Genomic DNA, 18792 nt, shown 5'->3' with positions numbered 1-18792 from the left:
TTTCGTGGCACCGGCGTCCGTCAGGAAGCCGGGTCGGCGGCGGGCGAATCCGCCGGAGCTTCCGCCGGCGCGTCGACCGGGACGGCAGCATCGCCGATGGCGGTTTCGGCCTCGTCGGAGTCCTCGTCGTCGCCTTCCAGCGACGCGTCCAGCCGCTCGATCGCCTGCAGCGTCTCGTCCTTCGCCAGCCGCATCAGGGTGACGCCCTGGGTGTTGCGGCTGACCTGCGAGATCGCCGCCGCCGGCGTGCGCACCAGCGTGCCGCCGTCGGAGATCAGCAACACGTCGTGGTGCTCGGTCAGCTGGATCGCGCCGACCAGCTTGCCGTTGCGCTCGCTGGTCTTGATCGCCATCACACCCTGGGTACCACGCCCCTTGCGCGGATACTCGGCCTCCGGCGTGCGCTTGCCGTAGCCGCGCTCGCTGGCGGTGAGGATGTCGCCGTCGCCGTCCAGCACGACCAGGCTGACCACGTGCTCGCCCTCGGCCAGCCGCATGCCGCGCACGCCGCGCGCGGTACGGCCCATCGGGCGCACCTGCTCGCCGGCGAAGCGCACCGCCTTGCCGTTGCTGGCGAACAGCATGATGTCGCGGGTGCCGTCGGACAGTTCGACGTTGACCAGCGCATCGCCCTCGTCGAGGTTGATCGCGATCTTGCCGCGCTGCAGGCGGTAGGCGTACTCCGGCAGCGGGGTCTTCTTGACGGTGCCGTTGCGGGTGGCGAAGAACACGAAGCAGTCCTCGCGGTATTCGCGCACCGGCAGCACCGCCTGAACCTGTTCGCCTTCCTCCAGCGGGATCCAGTTGATGATCGGCCGGCCGCGGGCGTTCGGGCCGGCGTCGGGCAACTGGTGCACCGGCAGCCAGAACACGCGGCCGGCGCTGGTGAAGGTCAGCAGCGTGTCATGGGTGTTGACCAGCCACAGCTGCGCGATGAAGTCCTCGTCCTTGGTGGACGCCGCGTTGCGGCCGCGGCCGCCGCGCTTCTGCGCGCGGTAGCTGCTGGCCGGCTGGCGCTTGGCGTAGCCCGAATGCGACAGGGTCACGACCACGTCTTCCGGCGCGATCAGGTCGAGGATGTCGAGGTCTTCCTCGCTCTCGCGGATCTCGCTGCGGCGCGCGTCGCCGAACTCGGCCTTGACGTTCTCCAGCTCGGTGCGGATCACGTCGAGCAGCACGTTCGGGTCCTCGAGGATCTCGATCAGGCCGCGGATCGTGTCGAGCAGCTGCTTGTACTCCTCGGTCAGCTTTTCCTGCTCCAGCCCGGTCAGGCGGTGCAGGCGCATCTCGAGGATCTGCTGGGCCTGGTTCTCGGTCAGCTGGTAGCCGCCATCGACCAGGCCGACGCCGCGCGGCAGGTCCTCCGGGCGCGAGGCCTCGGCACCGGCGGCGCCGAGCAGCGCGCCGACCAGCCCCGGCTCCCAGGTCCGGGCGAGCATGCGTTCGCGCGCCTCGTTGGGGTTGGCCGACGTCTTGATCAGCTCGATCATCTCGTCGATGTTGGCCAGCGCGACCGTCAGGCCTTCGAGGATGTGCGCACGCTGGCGGGCCTTGCGCAGCTCGAAGATGGTGCGGCGGGTGACCACCTCGCGGCGGTGGCGGACGAACGCCTCCAGCACCTGCTTGAGGTTCAGCAGCTGCGGCCGGCCGTCGACCAGCGCCACCATGTTGATGCCGAACACCGACTCCATCTGGGTCTGCTGGTAGAGGTTGTTGAGCACGACCTCCGCGGATTCGCCGCGCTTGACCTCGATGTAGATGCGCATGCCGTCCTTGTCGGACTCGTCGCGCAACTCGCTGATGCCCTCGATCTTCTTTTCCTTGACCAGCTCGGCGATCTTCTCGATCAGCCGCGCCTTGTTCACCTGGTAGGGGATCTCGGTGACGATGATCGACTCGCGGCCGTTGTCGGCGACCTCCACGTCGGCCTTGGCGCGCATGCGCACCCGGCCGCGGCCGGTGTGGTAGGCGCTGACGATGCCGGAGGTGCCGTTGATGATGCCGGCGGTCGGGAAATCGGGGCCCGGGATGTACTCCATCAGGCCGTCGATGCCGATCTCCGGATCGTTGATCAGCGCGACGGTCGCGTCGACCACTTCCGACAGGTTGTGCGGCGGGATGTTGGTGGCCATGCCGACCGCGATGCCGGCCGAACCGTTGACCAGCAGGTTGGGCACGCGCGTCGGCATCACCGACGGCTCGAGTTCCTTCTCGTCGTAGTTGGGCTGGAAGTCGACCGTTTCCTTGTCGATATCGGCCATCAGCTCATGGGTGAGCCGAGACATGCGCGCCTCGGTGTAGCGCATCGCCGCCGCGGAATCGCCGTCGACCGAACCGAAGTTGCCCTGCCCGTCCACCAGCATGTAGCGCAGCGAGAACGGCTGCGCCATGCGCACCAGGGTGTCGTACACCGACTGGTCGCCGTGCGGGTGGTACTTACCGATGACGTCACCGACGATGCGCGCGGACTTGTAGTACGGCTTGTTGGCGTGCGCGCCGAGCTCGTTCATCGCGTACAGCACGCGGCGGTGGACCGGCTTGAGGCCGTCACGGACGTCCGGAAGCGCACGGCCGACGATCACGCTCATGGCGTAATCGAGGTAGCTGCGGCGCATCTCGTCTTCGAGGTTTACCGGGATGATTTCCTTGGCGGATTCGGCCATCGGGTTTCCGTCTTGGGCAAGGTCGAAGTTGCTCCGGGAACCGCCCTGGAAGCCGCATTGCAGCAGCATTCCGGGGCGATTTCCGGGCAGATGAAAAAGACGTGAAATGATAGCACGGATCGGGGGTTCGAGACACCCCGTTTCCCGCGCATAAACAACAACTTAGGCGCGGTTTTCGCCCCCGCCACGCAGGTGCGGCGGAAAACGCCCGCGATCAGCCGCCGAACGCCTCGCGCATCGCCCCCGCATCGGGGTTTTCGATCACGCCACGCTCGGTCACGATCGCGTCGACCAGATCGTGCGGGGTGACGTCGAACACCGGGTTCCACGCACCGACGCCGTCCGCCGCGGTGCGGTTGCCACCGATGCCGAACAGCTCGCCGGGGTCGCGCTCCTCGATGTGGATCAGCTCGCCGGAGGGCGTATCCATGTCGACCGTCGACGACGGCGCGGCGACCATGAACTTCACCCCGTGGTGGCGCGCGGCGATGGCGAGCTGGTAGGTGCCGATCTTGTTGGCGACGTCGCCGTTGGCGCAGATGCGGTCGGCGCCGACCACCACCCATTGCACCCTGCCCGACTTCATCAGGTGCGAGGCGGCGGCATCGGCGATCAGGGTCGGCGCGATACCGTCCTGCTGCAGCTCCCAGACGGTCAAGCGCGCGCCCTGCAGCCATGGCCGGGTCTCGCCGGCGAACACTTCGTCGATGCGGCCCTGGGCCACGCCGGCGCGGATCACGCCGAGCGCGGTGCCGAAGCCGGCGGTGGCCAGCGAGCCGGTGTTGCAATGGGTCAGCACGTTGCTGCCGGGCTCGATCAGCGCGGCGCCGAGCGCCCCCATGCGGCGGTTGGCGGCGAGGTCCTCGTCGGCGATCGCGCGCGCTTCGGCCTCGATGACATCGCGCCAGTCGCTGCCGGCGGACACGAGCACCCGGCGCATGCGGGCCAGCGCCCACGCGAGGTTGACCGCGGTCGGACGTGCGGCGTTGAGGTGGTCGATCGCCGGCTGAAGCTTCGCGGCGGCTTCGGCGCCGTCGGCCGCGTCGACACTGCGGGCCGCGAGCACCAGCCCCCACGCCGCGGCGATGCCGATCGCCGGTGCGCCACGCACGGTCAGCGCGCGGATCGCATCGGCGACGGCTTCGCTGCTGTCGCAGCGCACGTACCCGACCTCGAACGGCAGCTTGCGCTGGTCGAGCAGTTCCAGCGCGTCGCCGGTCCAGCGGATCGGGCGGATGCGGTCGTAGCGGTCGAAGTCGAAGGCGGTGTCGTTCATGCGGTGATTCTAGCGGGTGGGTGTGATCGCCTCACGCACGGAAGAAGTCGAAGGCCAGCACGTCTGCGATCCGACCGGTGCCGAGCATCGCCATCATCAGCCGGTCGACGCCGAGGGCGACGCCGGCGCAGTCCGGCAGGCCCGCGGCGAGTGCGTCAAGCAGGTGCCGGTCGACCGGCGGAACCACGTCGCCGCGGCCCGTGCGCACCGCGGCGTCGCGCTCGAAACGGGCGCCCTGCTCCGCCGCGTCGGTCAGCTCGTGGTAGCCGTTGGCCAGCTCGAGCGGGCCGAGGTAGAGCTCGAAGCGTTCGGCCACCGCGATGCCGTCGTCGCCGCGGCGCAGGCGGGCCAGTGCGCACTGGGTCGCCGGCCAGTCGTGGATGGCGAGCATGCGGTCGCCGGGGAACCCGGGCTGCAGCCGGTGCGTCATCAGCAGGTCGAGCCAGTCGTCGCGGATCAGCCCGGCCGGGTCGACGGTCACCTCGCCGAGCGCGGCGCGCAATTCGTCGTCACTGGCGGTCATCGGGTCGATGCCGAGGCGGTCGCGGTAGAGCCCGCGGTAGGTGGTCTCGACCAGCGGCGCCTCGCGACCGACCAGCGCCAGTGCGGCGTTGACCAGCTCGGCGGTCTCGACGGCCAGACGGCGGTGGTCCCAGCCGACGCGGTACCACTCGAGCATGGTGAACTCGGGGTTGTGGCGGCCGCCGGCCTCGCCGTCGCGGAACACCCGGCCAAGCTCGTAGCAGTCGCCGAAGCCGGCCGCGAGCAGGCGTTTGAGCGCGTATTCCGGTGAGGTCCGCAGCCAGCGCGTGCGCGGGCCGCCGTCGGTGCGGCCACTGAACTCCAGCGCGAACGGCGCGATGTTCGGCTCGGTGTTGCCCGCGGCGGAGAACACCGGCGTCTCGACCTCGACCACGCCGCGTCGGGCGAAGAAATCGCGGATCGCGGTGTTGAGCGCGGCGCGCAGGCGCAGGGCGTCGAAGGTGGCGGTGGGACGCCAGTCGTCGGTGGTCATGCGGAGCAGTCCGGCACCCGGCAGGCGTCCGCCCGCCTGTAGGAGCGACGTGAGTCGCGAACGGGCAGGGTTCCGGGGTCCGGCGTCAGACCCGAACTCGCGAATTTTCTCCGGGCTGATCCGTCGCGTGCGGGATTCGCGCGCCCGCCGGAGACGATGTACAGGTCGCGACTTACGTCGCTCCTACAGGGGAGGACGCGCGTGCTCACGCGTGCTCCGCCAGGAACGCCAGCAGCCGTGCTTCGTCCCACACTTCGATGCCCAGCTGCTCGGCCTTGGCCAGCTTGGAGCCGGCGGCCTCGCCGGCGACGACGAAGCTGGTCTTCTTCGACACGCTGCCGGCGGTCTTCGCGCCGAGCGCCTCCAGCCGGTCCTTCGCTTCGTCGCGGGTCATGGCGGACAGCGTGCCGGTCAGCACGACGGTCTGGCCGTCGAGCGGCCCGGCCGGCATGGTATCCGCCGCCGGCACGATCGCATCGAGCCGCGCCAGCGCAGCTCCCGACGCGGCCAGCAGCGCGGCGTTCGCACCGTCCTCCAGCCAGCCGGCGAACGCCGCCGCGGTGTCGGCGGGCAGCCCGGCGGTGACCAGGTTGTGCTGCTGCGCGGCGCGGAGGCCGGCGGTCGCGTCGGGCGCGCCGGCCACCGGGGGGAACGCCGCCGCCAGCTGCTCGGCGCGGATCGGCGTGACCTTCGGGATCTCCAGGTCGACCAGCAGTTGCGCCAGCCCGAGGCTCTCGCGCAGCTTCGGCGACGGCGGATGGGTATCGGTGATCGTCACGCCGCGCGCGAGCAGGTCGTCGATTACCCGCTGGTTGCCGGGCTGGTCGAGGAAGTGGCCGATCGCCCGCGCGACCTCGCCACCGATGTCCGGCACGCGCTTGAACAGCGGCCACGGCAGCCGGCGGATCAGTTCGAGGTCGCCGAACCACGCCGCCAGCGCCTTGGCCGTGCTCTCGCCGACGTGCTGGATGCCGAGCGCGTACAGGAAGCGCTCCAGCGTGGTCTGGCGGCTGCGGTCGATCGCCTCGATCAGGTTCTCGGCCCAGCGGGTGGCGACCTTGCCGACCTTGACCGTCTCCGGCGTGGTGCCGTCGCGCTCGTCGGCGCGCTGCTTCATCTCCAGCAGGTCGTCGAGGGTCAGCTTGTAGAGGTCCGCCACCGACCGCACGTAGCCGAGGTCCGACAGCGCGGCAATGAAGCGCTCGCCCAGGCCCTCGATGTCCATCGCCCGGCGCGAGGCGAAGTGGCCGACCGCCTCCTTGCGCTGCGACGCGCAGGTCAACTCGCCGGAACACCGCCAGACCACCGCGCCCTCCTCGCGCACGATCTCCGAGCCGCATACCGGGCATTCCGTCGGCATCCGCCACTCGGGCGCGCCGGGGGGGCGCTGGTCCGGCAGCACCCGCACCACCTCCGGGATCACGTCGCCGGCGCGGCGTACCACCACGGTGTCGCCGACGCGCACGTCGAGCCGGGCGACCTGGTCGGCGTTGTGCAGCGTCGCGCGGGTGACGGTAACGCCGCCGACGTGGACCGGCTGCATCAGCACCCAAGGCGTGACCGCGCCGGTACGGCCAACGTTGACCTCGATCGACTCGACCACGGTGGTCTGTTCCTGCGCCGGGAACTTGTGCGCGATGGCCCAGCGCGGCGCGCGGGAGACGAAACCCATCTCCGCCTGCGCGTCGTAGTCGTCGAGCTTGTAGACCACGCCGTCGATGTCGAACGGCAGCGCGTCGCGGCGCTCGCCGATGCGGCGGTAGTAGCCGAGCAGGCCGTCGATGCCCTGCACCACGGCGCTCTCGGCACTGACCGGCAGGCCCCAGTCGCGCAGGCGGCGCAGGGTTTCGGAGTGGCTTTCCGGCAGCGTGCCGCCCTCGACCGCGCCAACGGCGTAGGCGTAGAACGCCAGCGGGCGCTGCGCGGTCATGCGCGGGTCGAGCTGGCGCAGCGAGCCGGCGGCGCCGTTGCGCGGGTTGGCCAGCACCTTGCCGCCCTCGGCCAGCGCGTGCTCGTTGTAGGCGCGGAACGCGGCCAGCGGCATGTAGACCTCGCCGCGCACCTCGAGCACCTCCGGCCAGCCAGCGCCGCGCAGCTGCAGCGGGATCGCGCGGACGGTGCGCAGGTTGGCGGTGACGTCCTCGCCGGTGGCGCCATCGCCGCGGGTCGCGCCGCGGACGAAGCGGCCGTGCTCGTAGCGCAGGCTGATCGCGAGGCCGTCGAGCTTGGGCTCGGCCGAGAACACCAGCGCGTCGTCGCCGAGCCTCTGCTCGATGCGGCGGACGAAGTCGGCGACCTCCTCGTCGCTGAAGGCGTTGCCGAGCGACAGCATCGGGATCGCGTGGCGGACCGTGGCGAACGCGCCCGACGGCGCGGCGCCGACGCGCTGGGTCGGGGAGTCGGGCGTCACCAGCTCCGGGTGCGCGGCTTCGAGCTCGTCGAGTTCGCGCAGCAGGCGGTCGTATTCGACGTCCGGGATCGCGGGGTCGTCGAGCACGTGGTAGCGGTGGTTGGCGTCGTCGAGCTGGCGACGCAGTTCGCTGATTCGGGCGGCAGGGTTGGGGATCATGGATCGCTCGATTTGTCTGGGTCCGGCGCTCGTAGGGGGTGGCATGGCCGTAGGAGCGACGTCAGTCGCGACCCACTGGCGACCGGAGCACGGCGGGCAACGCGTTGGCCGGTCGCGCGATCAGGACATCACGTTGACCGCAGCCAACCACGGGTCAGTGGGTCGCGACTGACGTCGCTCCTACGTGAAGCCTCGAACGCCGGTGGTGCTCGCAGACAGCCACGACACCGGGATCACCACCGCGACGGCTTGGTCAGCGGCGGCGCTTCGCGCTGGCGGTCGTAGGCACGCAGTTCCTCGCGGATCTGGCCGATGCGCTGGCGGCCAAGCGAGTTGCGCTGCTCGTCGAGCACCAGGCCGTTGAGCAACTCGGCCATGCGCTCGGCGGTCGGCAGCATCTTCTCCCACGCATCCAGCGCCGGGCCCGGCGCCGGCAGGGTCAGGAAGAACGCGATCGCCGGGGTCTCCAGCGACTGGATGTCGGCCATGTCGAAGCTGCCCGGCTTCATGATGTTGGCGACGCTGAACACCGGGCCGCGCTCGGGGTGGTGCTCGACCAGGCGGTGGAACACGCCCATGTGGCCGTAGACCAGCCCGGCCTTCTCGGCGGCGACGACGATGTCGGGGCCGTGCAGCTTTTCGCCGGCGCGGGCGGCCAGGTAGATGGTGACGATCTTGTCGAACTCGTCGCTGACGCGTTTGCCCAGTTCAGCGGCCGTGCCCGGCGCCTCCAGCGTGCGCTCGAACAGCTCCAGCTCGGCCTGGGTGGTGGCGTCGGCCGGCGTGCGCCCGTCGGCGCCGAGCTCGCCTTCCAACTGCTCGCCGAGCGTCGGCTCGACCCGGGTGTCCTCGCCCTTCCCCTCGCGCGGCACGCGGCGGCCCTGTCCGGGCTTGCGCGGCCGGCCGAAGAACACGATGGCGGCGATCAGGATCAGGCCTGCAATCAGGATGCCGATCCGCAGCAGGGTCACGTCGGACACTGGGCTACTCCTTCAGTCTGGTTTTACGGCACGTCGCACCGGCGACGCGGCCGGTCACGCGGCGCCGGCGAGGCGGGTCGCCTCGGCCAGGTCGACCGATACCAGGCGGCTCACGCCCGGCTCGCGCATGGTCACGCCCGACAACTGCTGCGCCACTTCCATGGTCGCCTTGTTGTGGGTCACGAACAGGAACTGTACCTGCTCGCTCATCTCGCTGACCATCGACGCGAGGCGGCCGACGTTGGCCTCGTCCAGCGGCGCGTCGACCTCGTCGAGCAGGCAGAACGGCGCCGGGTTCAGCTGGAAGATCGCGAACACCAGCGCCACCGCGGTCATCGCCTTCTCGCCACCGGACAGCAGCGAGATGTTGGATACGCGCTTGCCCGGCGGGCGCGCCATGATCGCAACGCCGGTGTCCAGCAGGTCCTCGCCGGTCAGCTCCAGATACGCGTGGCCGCCGCCGAACAGGCGCGGGTACAGCTGCTGCACGCCGGAGTTGACCCGGTCGAAGGTGTCCTTGAAGCGGCCGCGGGTCTCGCGGTCGATCTTGCGGATCGCCTCCTCCAGCGTCTCCAGCGCGCTGGTCAGGTCGACGTTCTGGGCGTCGAGGTACTCGGCACGCTGGGCGGCCTCGGCGTGTTCGGCGATCGCGGCCAGGTTGACCGGCTCCAGCCGGCGCAGCTTGGCGTCGAGTTCGGCGACGGTGCGGCCCCAGGCGTCGGCGTCCATCTCGTCGGTCAGGGTGTTGGCCACGTCCTCCAGCACGAAGCCGGCCTCGGTCAGCGCCTCGACCAGGGTCTCGGCCTTGAGCACCAGCGCCTGCTGGTCGAGCCGGCGCTGGCCGATCGCCTCGCGCTGCTGCAGGGCCTGCTCGTCGCGCTGCTGGCGGGTCTGCTCGAAGCGGCGCAGGTCGTTGTCGATGCCGTCCAGCGCGGTGCGGGCGGTGGTGAGCTTCTGTTCGGACTGGACGCGCTGTTCGAGCGCGACCTGGCGCTGCTCCTCCAGCTCCAGCACCGGGGCGTCGCCGTCGGCCAGCTGGGCGGCGAGGTCGCCCAGGCGCGAGTCGAGCTGCCCGCGCTGGCCGCCCATGCGGTCGAGCGCCTGGGTCAGCGAGGCGATCTGGGCGCGCTGCGAGCCCAGCGTCAACGCGAGGGCGTGGGCGGTGTCGCGCGATTCGCGGGCCATCGAGCGGGCCTGGTCGCGCGCCTCGGTGAGGCGGCGGCGCTCGGCATCGAGCGCCTGGCGGGCGTCCTCGAGCTCGGACATGCGGATGACGGCTTCTTCCTGCCGGCTGCGGGCCTCGCGGCCCTGCTCGCGGGCGGCGTCGAGCGATTCGGTCAGCTGCGCCAGTTCGGCCTCGATCTTCTCGATCCGGCCGCGCGCCGAATCCAGCCGGCCCTGCTGGCTCTGCAGCTGGCCGGCCAGTTCCGACACGCTGCGGTGGGCCATGTACAGCGTGCGCTGGGCGTCCTCGCGCTGCTGCTCGGCGGCAAGCAGGCGGTCGCGCAGCTGGGTCAGGGTCGATTCGAGCTCCTGCTCGCGCGCCTGCAGGGTTTCGATGTCGCCACGCAGGGTCTGGATCTCGCGCTCGCGCAGCAGCGCGCCCTGCTTCGCCGCGCCCGAGCGCAGCACCCGCACCCAGCCGGCGCCCAGGCGCTCGCCGTTGCGGGTGATGACCGATTCGCCCTCGCCGAGGCTCGGTTGCAGCGCGCGGGCGCCGGCCAGGTCTTCGGCGGCGTGCAGGCGGGCCAGCAGCCGGCGGATCGCGGCCGGGCCCTGCACCTTCGCCGCGAGCGATGTAGCCGGGTACGCGGTGTCGTCGCGGTCATTGGCGACCAGCGCGATGCGGCCCTCGCCGAACTCGCCCAGCGCGTCGACCAGCGCCTCCGGCGCCTCCACCAGCACGCCCTCGATCAGCTGGCCGAGCGCGGCCTCGACCGCGTTCTCCCAGCCCGGCTCGACCGTCAGGGTCTCGCCGACACGCGTGGCCGAATCCAGCCCGCGGGCCTTCAGCCAGTCGAGCGCGGCGCCCTGCTCCTGGCCGAGCGCGGCATGCTGCAGGGTTTCCAGCGACGACAGCCGGCCGCGCGCGGCCTGCGCCTGCTTGCGGACGTCGGCCAGTTCGGACTGGGCGCCGCGCTGCTGCTCCTGCAGCTCGCCGACGTGGCTTTTGCGGGTCTCCAGCGCCTCGGTGAGGCTGTCGAGCGACAGTTTGCGGGTCTCGTGCTCCTCGGTGAGGCTCTCGAATGCCTCGGCCAGCGCGGTCAGGTCCAGCCCGGTGCGTTCGGCGGTCAGCGCCTCGCGGCGACGGTCCGCGTCGAGCGCCTGGCGGTCGAGGTGTTCGATCCGGGTGCGCTCGACATCCGCGGCGCGGGCGGCCTCGGCCTGCGCGCGGCTGTGCTCGTCCCAGCGCTGCTGCCAGCCGGCCAGCGCGGTCTCGGCCTCGCGCAGGGCGTCCTGGCGGGCCTCGTCCTCGGCCTGCAGCTGCTCCAGCCGCGGCTCGTCCTGCTCGATCGCGGCGCTCAGCACGTCCAGCCGCGACTGGTCGCTGCCGATGTGCGCGGCGATCTCGGCCAGCTGGCTCTGGGCCTCGTCGCGGGCCTTCTGCAGGCGGCTCGACATCTCGCGCTGGTGCTGGATCTGCTGTTCGATCCGGGCCAGCGCGCCGCCGACCTCGTAGCTCTCGGCCTGCGCCCGGTTGAGCGCCTCGGCGGCTTCCTCGCGGCGCACGCGGCCGGTCTCGATCTCGCGCTCGGCCTCGCGCTGCTCGGCGATCAGCTGCTGCAGGCGGGTTTCCTGCTGGGCCAGTTTCTCGCGCTGGGCCTGCAGCTTGCGGTCCAGCGCGCGGTGCTCCAGCGCCTTCCATTCGGCGTCGCGGACCCGGCGGTCGGCCTGGATGGCCTGGTACTGCTCGGCCTGCCGGGCCTGCCGCTTCAGGTGTTCGAGCTGCTTGCCAACTTCATCTCGCAAGTCATTGAGTCGATCGAGGTTTTCCCGGGTGTGGCGGATGCGGGTTTCGGTCTCCTTGCGGCGCTCCTTGTACTTGGAGATGCCGGCGGCCTCCTCCAGGTAAACGCGCAGGTCCTCGGGCCGGGCCTCGATGATCTGGCTGATCATGCCCTGCTCGATGATCGAGTAGCTGCGCGGGCCCAGGCCGGTGCCGAGGAACAGATCGGTGATGTCGCGCCGCCGGCACTTGCCGCCGTTGAGGTAGTACTGGCTGGCGCCGTCGCGGCTGACGATGCGCTTGACCGAGATCTCGTTGAACGAGGCGTACTCGCCGGTGATGGTGTGGTCGGCGTTGTCGAAGACCAGCTCGACCATCGCCTGCGACACCGGCTTGCGCGCCGAGGAGCCGGCGAAGATCACGTCGGTCAGCGAATCGCCGCGCAGGCGGCTGGCCGAGCTCTCGCCCATCACCCAGCGCACCGCGTCGATGATGTTGGACTTGCCGCAACCGTTCGGGCCGACCACGCCGGTCATGTTGGTCGGCAGGTGCAGCGTGGTGGGGTCGACGAAGGATTTGAAGCCGGAGAGCTTGATCGTGGACAGACGCATGCGTCGCGGAAGCCTCTGGCGCACCCGGCAGCGGTGCGTCGTTGATTCGGAAATGGATTAGGTTTCTACCGCAAGCCGTTGATCCTGCAGGAAACCATCGGCAATGAAAGCGGAAGGTCCTCGCGAGTATAGCGAGCGCCGCCGGGCCTCGCCGCCCGCCCGCCGGCGCCCTTCAGCCGTTGGCCTCGGCCGGCGTCCGTGCGCGGATCGACAGGGCGTGGATGTCGGTGTCCATCAGCGTGCCCATCGCGGCGTAGATCGCGCGGTGCCGGGCCAGCGGACCCATGCCGGCGAACGCCGCACTGACCACGTCGACATTGAAATGGCCGCGGCCGTCACGCGCGCCGGCGTGGCCGGCATGGCGGGCGCTGTCGTCCACCACGTCCAGCGCGACCGGGGCCAGGGCACCTTCCAGCGCGGCTCGGATGGCGGCGACGCGCTGCTCGCGCGGCAGCGGTCCGGTGCTGGCGTTGCTCACGGCAGCACCTTGCGGAACGGGCGGACGTCGGTGCGCACGTAGACGCCGGCGGCCACGTAGGGGTCGGCGTCGGCCCAGGCGCGGGCGGCCTCGAGCGACTCGAACTCGGCGACCACGACGCTGCCGCTGAAGCCCGCCGGTCCCGGGTCCTCGGCGTCGATCGCGGGGCACGGCCCGGCCAGCAGCAGCCGGCCCTCGTCGCGCAACGCGGTCAGCCGCGCCACGTGGTCCGGTCGCGCGGCCTGCCTTTTGGCCAGTACATCCGCACCGTCATGGCCCTCGATCACGTACCACATGCCGCCTCTCCTCGCGTTGCGCCCCGGACGGGGCTGCTGAATTGTAGCCACGGGCAGGCTGGACAGCGGTTTCGGCAGCCCGTACCCTGTTTTCATTGACGGTCCAGGCAGGGACCCGTCGCGACCCGCACAGGCATCGCGACGGCCGTGACCCAGCACGGCGCTGCCCGACCGCTCCGGAAACCCCGACGCCTCCGACACCCGCCGCCAGCCCCCGCCGGCGCCCGTGCGCGGTGGCAGGCATCACTGCCTGATCAGCCGATTTGCCACACCGGGCAGCCGATTGCCCAACGACAGGTTCAACACCGCGGCTCCCCACGGACGCCTCCGTCCGGCGGGTCCATTCGCGGCAAACGCAGCGCCACGGCCCGGAGGGGCCGGCCTCGCATGACCAACGATCCCGCGTCCGACGCGAACCAAGACAACCAGGCCACGCCCGACGCCGCGCCCGTGCATGCGGCGCCGGCCGGACCGCGCCAGCAGGAAATGCCGCTGGCGATGGTGCACGGCCAGCCGGTGCTGCAGATCCCGCAGGACCTGTACATCCCGCCGGACGCGCTGGAGGTCATCCTCGACGCGTTCGAGGGCCCGCTCGACCTGCTGCTGTACCTGATCCGCCGGCAGAACCTCGAAATCCTCGACATCCCGGTCGCCGAGATCACCCGCCAGTACGTCGACTACATCCAGGCGATGCACGAGATGCGCTTCGAGCTCGCCGCCGAATACCTGGTGATGGCCGCCATCCTCGCCGAGATCAAGTCGCGCATGCTGCTGCCGCGCGCGGTCAACGAGGAGGGCGACGAGGAGGATCCGCGCGCCGAGCTGGTGCGCCGGCTGCAGGAGTACGAGCGCTTCAAGAAGGCCGCCGAGGACATCGACGCCCTGCCCCGGCAGGACCGCGACACCGCCCCGGCGCAGGCGTTCGTGCCGGACCGCGCCTCGGTGCGGCTGCCGCCGGAGGTCGACCTGCGCGAGATGCTGCTGGCCCTGCACGACGTGTTCAAGCGCGCCGAGCTGTACACCCAGCACGCGATCAAGCGCGACGCCCTCAGCGTCCGCCAGCGCATGGGCGAGCTGCTCACCCGGCTGGAAGACGGCGCGTTCCACCGCTTCGAGAGCCTGTTCGAGGCGCGCGAAGGCAAGCTCGGCGTGGTGGTGACCTTCCTCGGCCTGCTGACCCTGGCCAAGGAGCAGCTGGTCGACATCGTGCAGGAGGCGCCGCTGGCGCCGATCTACGTCAAGTCGCTGGCCATCGGCACCGACCCGACCGAGATCCAGCTCAGCAGCGAGTTCGACGAGGCGGCCAACGACGACGCCTGAGCGCCTCGCGCCCGGTCGGTCCATCCGGCAAGGCAACGACAACCGGCCCGTACCTGCGGGCATGACGCAATAAACGACACCCTATGGATCAAAACCTGATCACCCGCATCGTCGAGGCCGCGCTGCTGGCGGCCAACCAGCCCTTGACGCCGGCCCAGCTCAACGGCCTGTTCCCGGAGGACCAGCCCGCGCCGGCCGGTGCCGTCGCGCAGGCGATCGAGACGCTGCAGGCGGCCTGCGCCGACCGCGGCGTCGAACTGGTCGAGCTGGCCTCCGGCTTCCGCTACCAGGTCAAGGCCGACGTCCACCCGTGGGTGGCGCGGATGTGGACCGAGCGCCAGACTCGCTACACCCGTGCGACGCTGGAGACGCTGGCGCTGATCGCCTACCGCCAGCCGATCACCCGCGGCGAGATCGAGCAGGTCCGCGGCGTGGCGGTCAGCAGCAACATCATCAAGTCGCTGGAGGAGCGCGAGTGGATCCGCGTGGTCGGCCACCGCGACGTGCCGGGCAAGCCGGCGCTGTTCGGCACCACCAAGGGCTTCCTCGACTACTTCGGGCTGAAGCGGCTGGACGAGCTGCCGCCGCTGTCGGAGCTGAAAGAGATCGGCGAGCTGGAACCCCAGTTCCAGTTCGACGGTGAACAGGAGCGCAAGCCGGCGCCCGCCGCAGGCGAAGCGATCGCGGCCGGCGGCATCGGCCACGGGGGCGATGCCGCGGAGCCCGACACCGAAACACCCGTCGACGGGGACCCGATTCCCGTCGATGCCCATACCGAAACCGAAGCCGACCAGCCGGTCGAGCCGGAACCGCAACCCAAGGATGACGACGCCGAGCTGGCCTCGTCGGAGCAAGAGAAATGAGTGAAGAAACACGCAACAAGCTGTCCCTGAAGCGCGGCGGCGACGCCAGCGGCGCCCCGCGGCTGGAAGAGCGCCTGCACAAGGTGCTGGCACAGGCCGGGCTCGGTTCGCGCCGCGCGCTCGAGCAGCGCATCGCCGAGGGGCTGGTCAAGGTCAACGGCGAGGTCGCCCAGGTCGGCATGTCGATCGGCAGCGGCGACAAGGTGGAGCTCGACGGCCGCCAGTTCGTCGCCAGCGCGCTGACCGAGCCGGCCCGCGTGCTGATGTACAACAAGCCCGAGGGCGAGGTCACCACCCGCGAGGACCCCGAGGGCCGCCCGACCATCTTCGAGGCGCTGCCGGCGCTGAAGGGCTCGCGCTGGATCGCGATTGGCCGGCTCGACATCAACACCACCGGCCTGCTGCTGCTGACCACCGACGGCGAGCTGGCCAACGCGCTGATGCACCCCTCGCACGAGGTCGAGCGCGAATACGTCTGCCGCGTGCGCGCGCCCGAGGGTGCCGAGCGCGTGCCCGACAACATCCCCGACCGCCTCAAGCGCGGCGTCGCGCTGGACGACGGTCCGGCCAAGTTCGACGAGATCGAGCGCATCGGCGGCACCGACTCGCACGACTGGTTCCGCGTGGTGGTCAAGGAAGGTCGCAACCGCGAGGTGCGCCGGCTGTGGGAATCGCAGGGCTGCCAGGTCAGCCGGCTCAAGCGCATCCGCTACGGCGAGGTATCGCTGCCGCGCGAACTGCTGCGCGGACAGTCGCAGGAAGTGATCGGCGAGAAGGTCGAGAAGTTGCGCAAGGACCTCGGGCTGGAGGACGGCACGCCGTCGGCGCTGACCCTGCAGCCTGTGATCGGCCAGCGCAAGGCGGCCAAGTCGACGATCAACCTGTCCGGCCGAAGCCACGGGCCGGCCTACGTCAGCGGCCACGTCACCACCGCCGACGAGGGGCGCGAGCTGCGCCGGTTCGACAATGTGCGCGAGGACCGTGGCCGCGGCCGCGGACCCAAGCGCCACGGCGGCCTGACCGTCAGCGGCGAAGCAGCGGCCAAGCAGTCGCAGAAGCCGTTCAAGCAGCGCAAGGACAAGGGCGCCGCGCGTGCCCTGCCGGAAGGCAACCCGGCCGCGTTCCGCACCTGGTACGTGCCCGAGGGCGTGGAGACGGGGCCGAGCGGCCACCGCAACGCCGATGGCCGCGGCCCGAAGAAGCTGTGGGGCAACAAGGGCGGACGCCCGGGTGCCGGCGGCAGGCCGGGCAGTGGCGGCGGTCGGCCCGGCGGTAGCGCGCAGGGTCGCGGCGAGCGCGGTGCGGCGGGTGGCGGCCAGGGCCAGCCGCAGCGCAGCCCGCGGCCCTATGGCCATCCGGGCAATGCACCGGTGTTCCCGTCCGACCACGCCAACCCGGGCGGCTTCAACCCGTACGGCGACAAGCCGCGCGGCGCGCGACCGGGCGGCAAGCCCGGTGGTCGCCCGGGCGGCAAACCCGCGGGCGGCAAGCCGGGCGGTCCGCGTCCCGGTGGCCCTCGCGGCGGCGGGCGACCCGGTGGCGGTCGCGGCCCACGCGGTGCGTGATTGGTGCGGGCGGGTGATTCGCCCGCATGTGACGAGAAAAGGCGCCCCACCGGGCGCCTTTTTTGTTGACTGCGCTTCCAGCCTCGGCGACCCGCATCTGTCACCGAAGCCAGTCGCCCGTAGGAGCGACGTAAGTCGCGACCGCGGAGACATCCCAGGTGCGGTGGCATGTACCTACCCGGGTTACGTCCGGAGAGGCTTCGGCAGGTGTTACAGCATGCACGCGGACCGGAGGTTGGCTGCGATGACCCGGTCGCGACTCACGTCGCTCCCACACCTGCAATGGATATACGCCGTCGGGCCGCGTCCGGTCACCGCGGCATCGCCAGATGCGTGGCTTCAAGCGCATTGCCGGCGCCGCGCGGGGTCGTCGTGATCACCGCGTCGGCGGGCATCGGATCGCCGTGCCGCAGGTGCGCCCAAGTCCGGTCGAGCGCCTCGTACACGTACGGCAGCAGCGGTAGGTAGTGGGCGCCGTAGGCCGGCAGGCCGAGGAACGCATCGAAGTGCTGGACGTTGCGCACCTGCCAGTGGTGCACGTTGTCGCGGCCGGCGGCTCGTGCGGCGGCGACGTACGGGGCGCTGCTGAACGCCGACGGGATCAGGCCGTCGTCGAGGCCGTGCACCACGGTCACCGGCAGGCCGGCGCGCGGGAGTCCGGCGCGGACCGCCTCGACGCCGGCGCGGACGCGGTCGGCGTCGGCACCCTGCCCGGTCCACAGTGCGCGCAGGCACTGCAGCCCGGCCAGCGGCGCAGCCGGGTCGACCGCGGGCCCGACGATGCCGACACCGGCACCCGGCGGGATGCCGCTGGCATCGGAGAACCACGCGGCGCGTTCGGCGTCGGCGGCCGGCCGCGGCGTGCCATCGGCCGCCAGCACGGAGAACGAATAGCCACACGGGTGACCACCGACGCCATGACGCCCGTAAGCGGAGGCGTAGGTCACCGCGACCGCGCGCCACAGGTCGAAGCCGACGCTGATCGAGCCGGCACGCAGAGCCTCGTCCGTCCAGCCGCTGGCGCGCAGCGTGTCGTAGGCCGAACGCTGCCGTGACTCCAGCGTGCCGCCATCGACCAGCCCGGCGTCGGCCAGTGCGGCGCAATGCGCGGCAGCGGTCGGCAACGGCGGAATGCCCAGCACCGGCAGCGCGCACGGCATCAGCAGCGCGGCCTCGGTGGTGTAGTCGTACAGCGGGCGTGCGCCGGCGACGGTGATGTTGGGCGCGCCGGCGACGACCGCGTCGAGCCAGTCGCTGCCGTCCTCCTCCGCCGCGCGCAGCACGGCGCCGCCGCCGTTGGAGATACCGACCGCGATCACCGTGGTGTTGTCGAACGCGAACGGCGCCGCGTCCGGGAAGGCGTCGCCGAGCGACTGCAGCGCGAACTCGGCCGCCTGCTTCACGTGGCGACCCCAGTCGGCTTCGGGGTTGTCACCCGAGTGCGCGTGCTTGACCGCGATGCCGCTCCCGGTCGCCGGCTCCGGAACGAACGCAAGCCCGTCCGCCGGCGTCCCGACGGTGCCATCGACACGCACGCCGAGACCGGCGTCGAGGTCGAAGTAGTCCGTACCCGCACCCTTGTCGGTGTAGGCGACCGCGCAACCCTTCGGCAACGCCCACGCTGCCGCCACGGCGATGCCGCCGAGGACGCCGCGCGAACCCGAGGCCGGCGCCACCACGATGCAGCGGGCGGTCTGGTCGAACGCGTCCGGCACCTGCACGGCGACGCGGTGCGGCTGGGTCGCACCGGGCACACGGGCCAGCCCGTGGAACTCGCGCCCCGGCACCGCCGTAACGCTGCCGTACAGCTCGCCGTAGCCGCCGCCGGGAGCGAGGTCGGCGATGCCGCGCCAGTTGGCCCAGACCGCGCGGCGGCGCAGTTCCGCCGGCGTCGGCGCGGTGGCATCGGCAAACACGGGCGGGGTCATCGCGCGCAACCCGGCGAGGCCGAGGCCGGCGGTCAGCAGGTCGTCGCTGCCGCGGTGTTCGCTGACGCGGACGGATTCGAAGCGGGTGGCCATCGCGGTGGAAGGGCTGGACGGCGGGACGCTCGCGCAACCGGCGAGCACGACGGTGGCGGCCACGGCAAGGGCGAGTCTGGGCATGTTCATGCACCGACAGTAGCAAGCCGGGGCGGCGTGGCCATCGTACCTTCGTACCGCTCGCAGGCCGGCGCCGCTTGCTAGGCTGGCCGCACCGCCCTGCCCGG

The 18792-nt window shown here is 71.3% G+C and carries 11 protein-coding genes and 1 pseudogene; 3 read left to right on the top strand and 9 right to left on the bottom strand.

Translation table 11 applies throughout. The features are described from left to right. Window positions 1-20 precede the first annotated feature (20 nt). The 8 genes from gyrA to N799_RS03735 form a co-directional block, all read right to left on the bottom strand. Entirely contained in the window at window positions 21-2663 is a 2643-nt protein-coding gene (gyrA, locus tag N799_RS03770) for a DNA gyrase subunit A (protein WP_036208279.1), read from the bottom strand. A 214-nt stretch (window positions 2664-2877) separates the two neighbouring features. Beyond that, window positions 2878-3939 carry an S-methyl-5-thioribose-1-phosphate isomerase gene (mtnA, locus tag N799_RS03765; protein ID WP_036208089.1) on the bottom strand — a complete coding sequence of 354 codons (1062 nt, stop codon included), beginning with the start codon at window positions 3937-3939 and terminating at the stop codon, window positions 2878-2880. Between the two features lie 31 nt (window positions 3940-3970). Next, the gene (epmA, locus tag N799_RS03760) at window positions 3971-4954 is read right to left on the bottom strand and encodes an EF-P lysine aminoacylase EpmA (RefSeq protein WP_036208084.1); all 984 of its coding nucleotides are present in this window, start codon (window positions 4952-4954) and stop codon (window positions 3971-3973) included. 205 nt (window positions 4955-5159) lie between these two features. Further along, a complete protein-coding gene (gene ligA, locus N799_RS03755) occupies window positions 5160-7523 on the bottom strand; it encodes an NAD-dependent DNA ligase LigA (RefSeq protein ID WP_036208081.1) in 2364 nt (787 codons plus the stop codon). Window positions 7524-7756: 233 nt separating this feature from the next. Further along, the gene (gene zipA / locus N799_RS03750; protein WP_036208078.1) at window positions 7757-8503 is read right to left on the bottom strand and encodes a cell division protein ZipA; all 747 of its coding nucleotides are present in this window, start codon (window positions 8501-8503) and stop codon (window positions 7757-7759) included. Window positions 8504-8557: 54 nt separating this feature from the next. Next, the gene (gene smc / locus N799_RS03745) at window positions 8558-12061 is read right to left on the bottom strand and encodes a chromosome segregation protein SMC (protein WP_036208075.1); all 3504 of its coding nucleotides are present in this window, start codon (window positions 12059-12061) and stop codon (window positions 8558-8560) included. A 172-nt stretch (window positions 12062-12233) separates the two neighbouring features. Then, window positions 12234-12515: a BolA family protein gene (locus tag N799_RS03740; protein WP_036208275.1), complete on the bottom strand. Its 282-nt coding sequence runs from the start codon at window positions 12513-12515 to the stop codon at window positions 12234-12236. A 20-nt stretch (window positions 12516-12535) separates the two neighbouring features. Continuing rightward, the gene (locus N799_RS03735; RefSeq protein WP_036208072.1) at window positions 12536-12835 is read right to left on the bottom strand and encodes a YciI family protein; all 300 of its coding nucleotides are present in this window, start codon (window positions 12833-12835) and stop codon (window positions 12536-12538) included. A 387-nt stretch (window positions 12836-13222) separates the two neighbouring features. Here N799_RS03735 and N799_RS03730 point away from each other — a divergent pair, with 387 nt between their 5' ends. The 3 genes and pseudogenes from N799_RS03730 (at window position 13223) to N799_RS03720 (ending at window position 16583) form a co-directional block, all read left to right on the top strand. Then, window positions 13223-14155: a segregation and condensation protein A gene (locus N799_RS03730; RefSeq protein WP_036208069.1), complete on the top strand. Its 933-nt coding sequence runs from the start codon at window positions 13223-13225 to the stop codon at window positions 14153-14155. Between the two features lie 83 nt (window positions 14156-14238). Continuing rightward, window positions 14239-14964 (top strand): annotated as a pseudogene (gene scpB, locus N799_RS03725) (SMC-Scp complex subunit ScpB); the annotation flags it as partial. 50 nt (window positions 14965-15014) lie between these two features. Then, on the top strand, window positions 15015-16583 hold the full coding sequence (locus N799_RS03720; RefSeq protein ID WP_036208065.1) for a pseudouridine synthase: 1569 nt from the start codon (window positions 15015-15017) through the stop codon (window positions 16581-16583). A 311-nt stretch (window positions 16584-16894) separates the two neighbouring features. Here the strand turns inward: N799_RS03720 and N799_RS03715 are convergent, their stop codons facing one another. Continuing rightward, entirely contained in the window at window positions 16895-18694 is a 1800-nt protein-coding gene (locus tag N799_RS03715) for a 3-hydroxybutyrate oligomer hydrolase family protein (RefSeq protein WP_238978722.1), read from the bottom strand. Between the last annotated feature and the right edge of the window lie 98 nt (window positions 18695-18792).

Origin of the sequence: Lysobacter arseniciresistens ZS79, from assembly GCF_000768335.1 — a bacterium.
Lineage (GTDB): Bacteria > Pseudomonadota > Gammaproteobacteria > Xanthomonadales > Xanthomonadaceae > Novilysobacter > Novilysobacter arseniciresistens.
The sequence above is the reverse complement of the archived record's forward strand: the minus strand, read 5'-3'. Positions and strand labels throughout refer to the sequence as shown.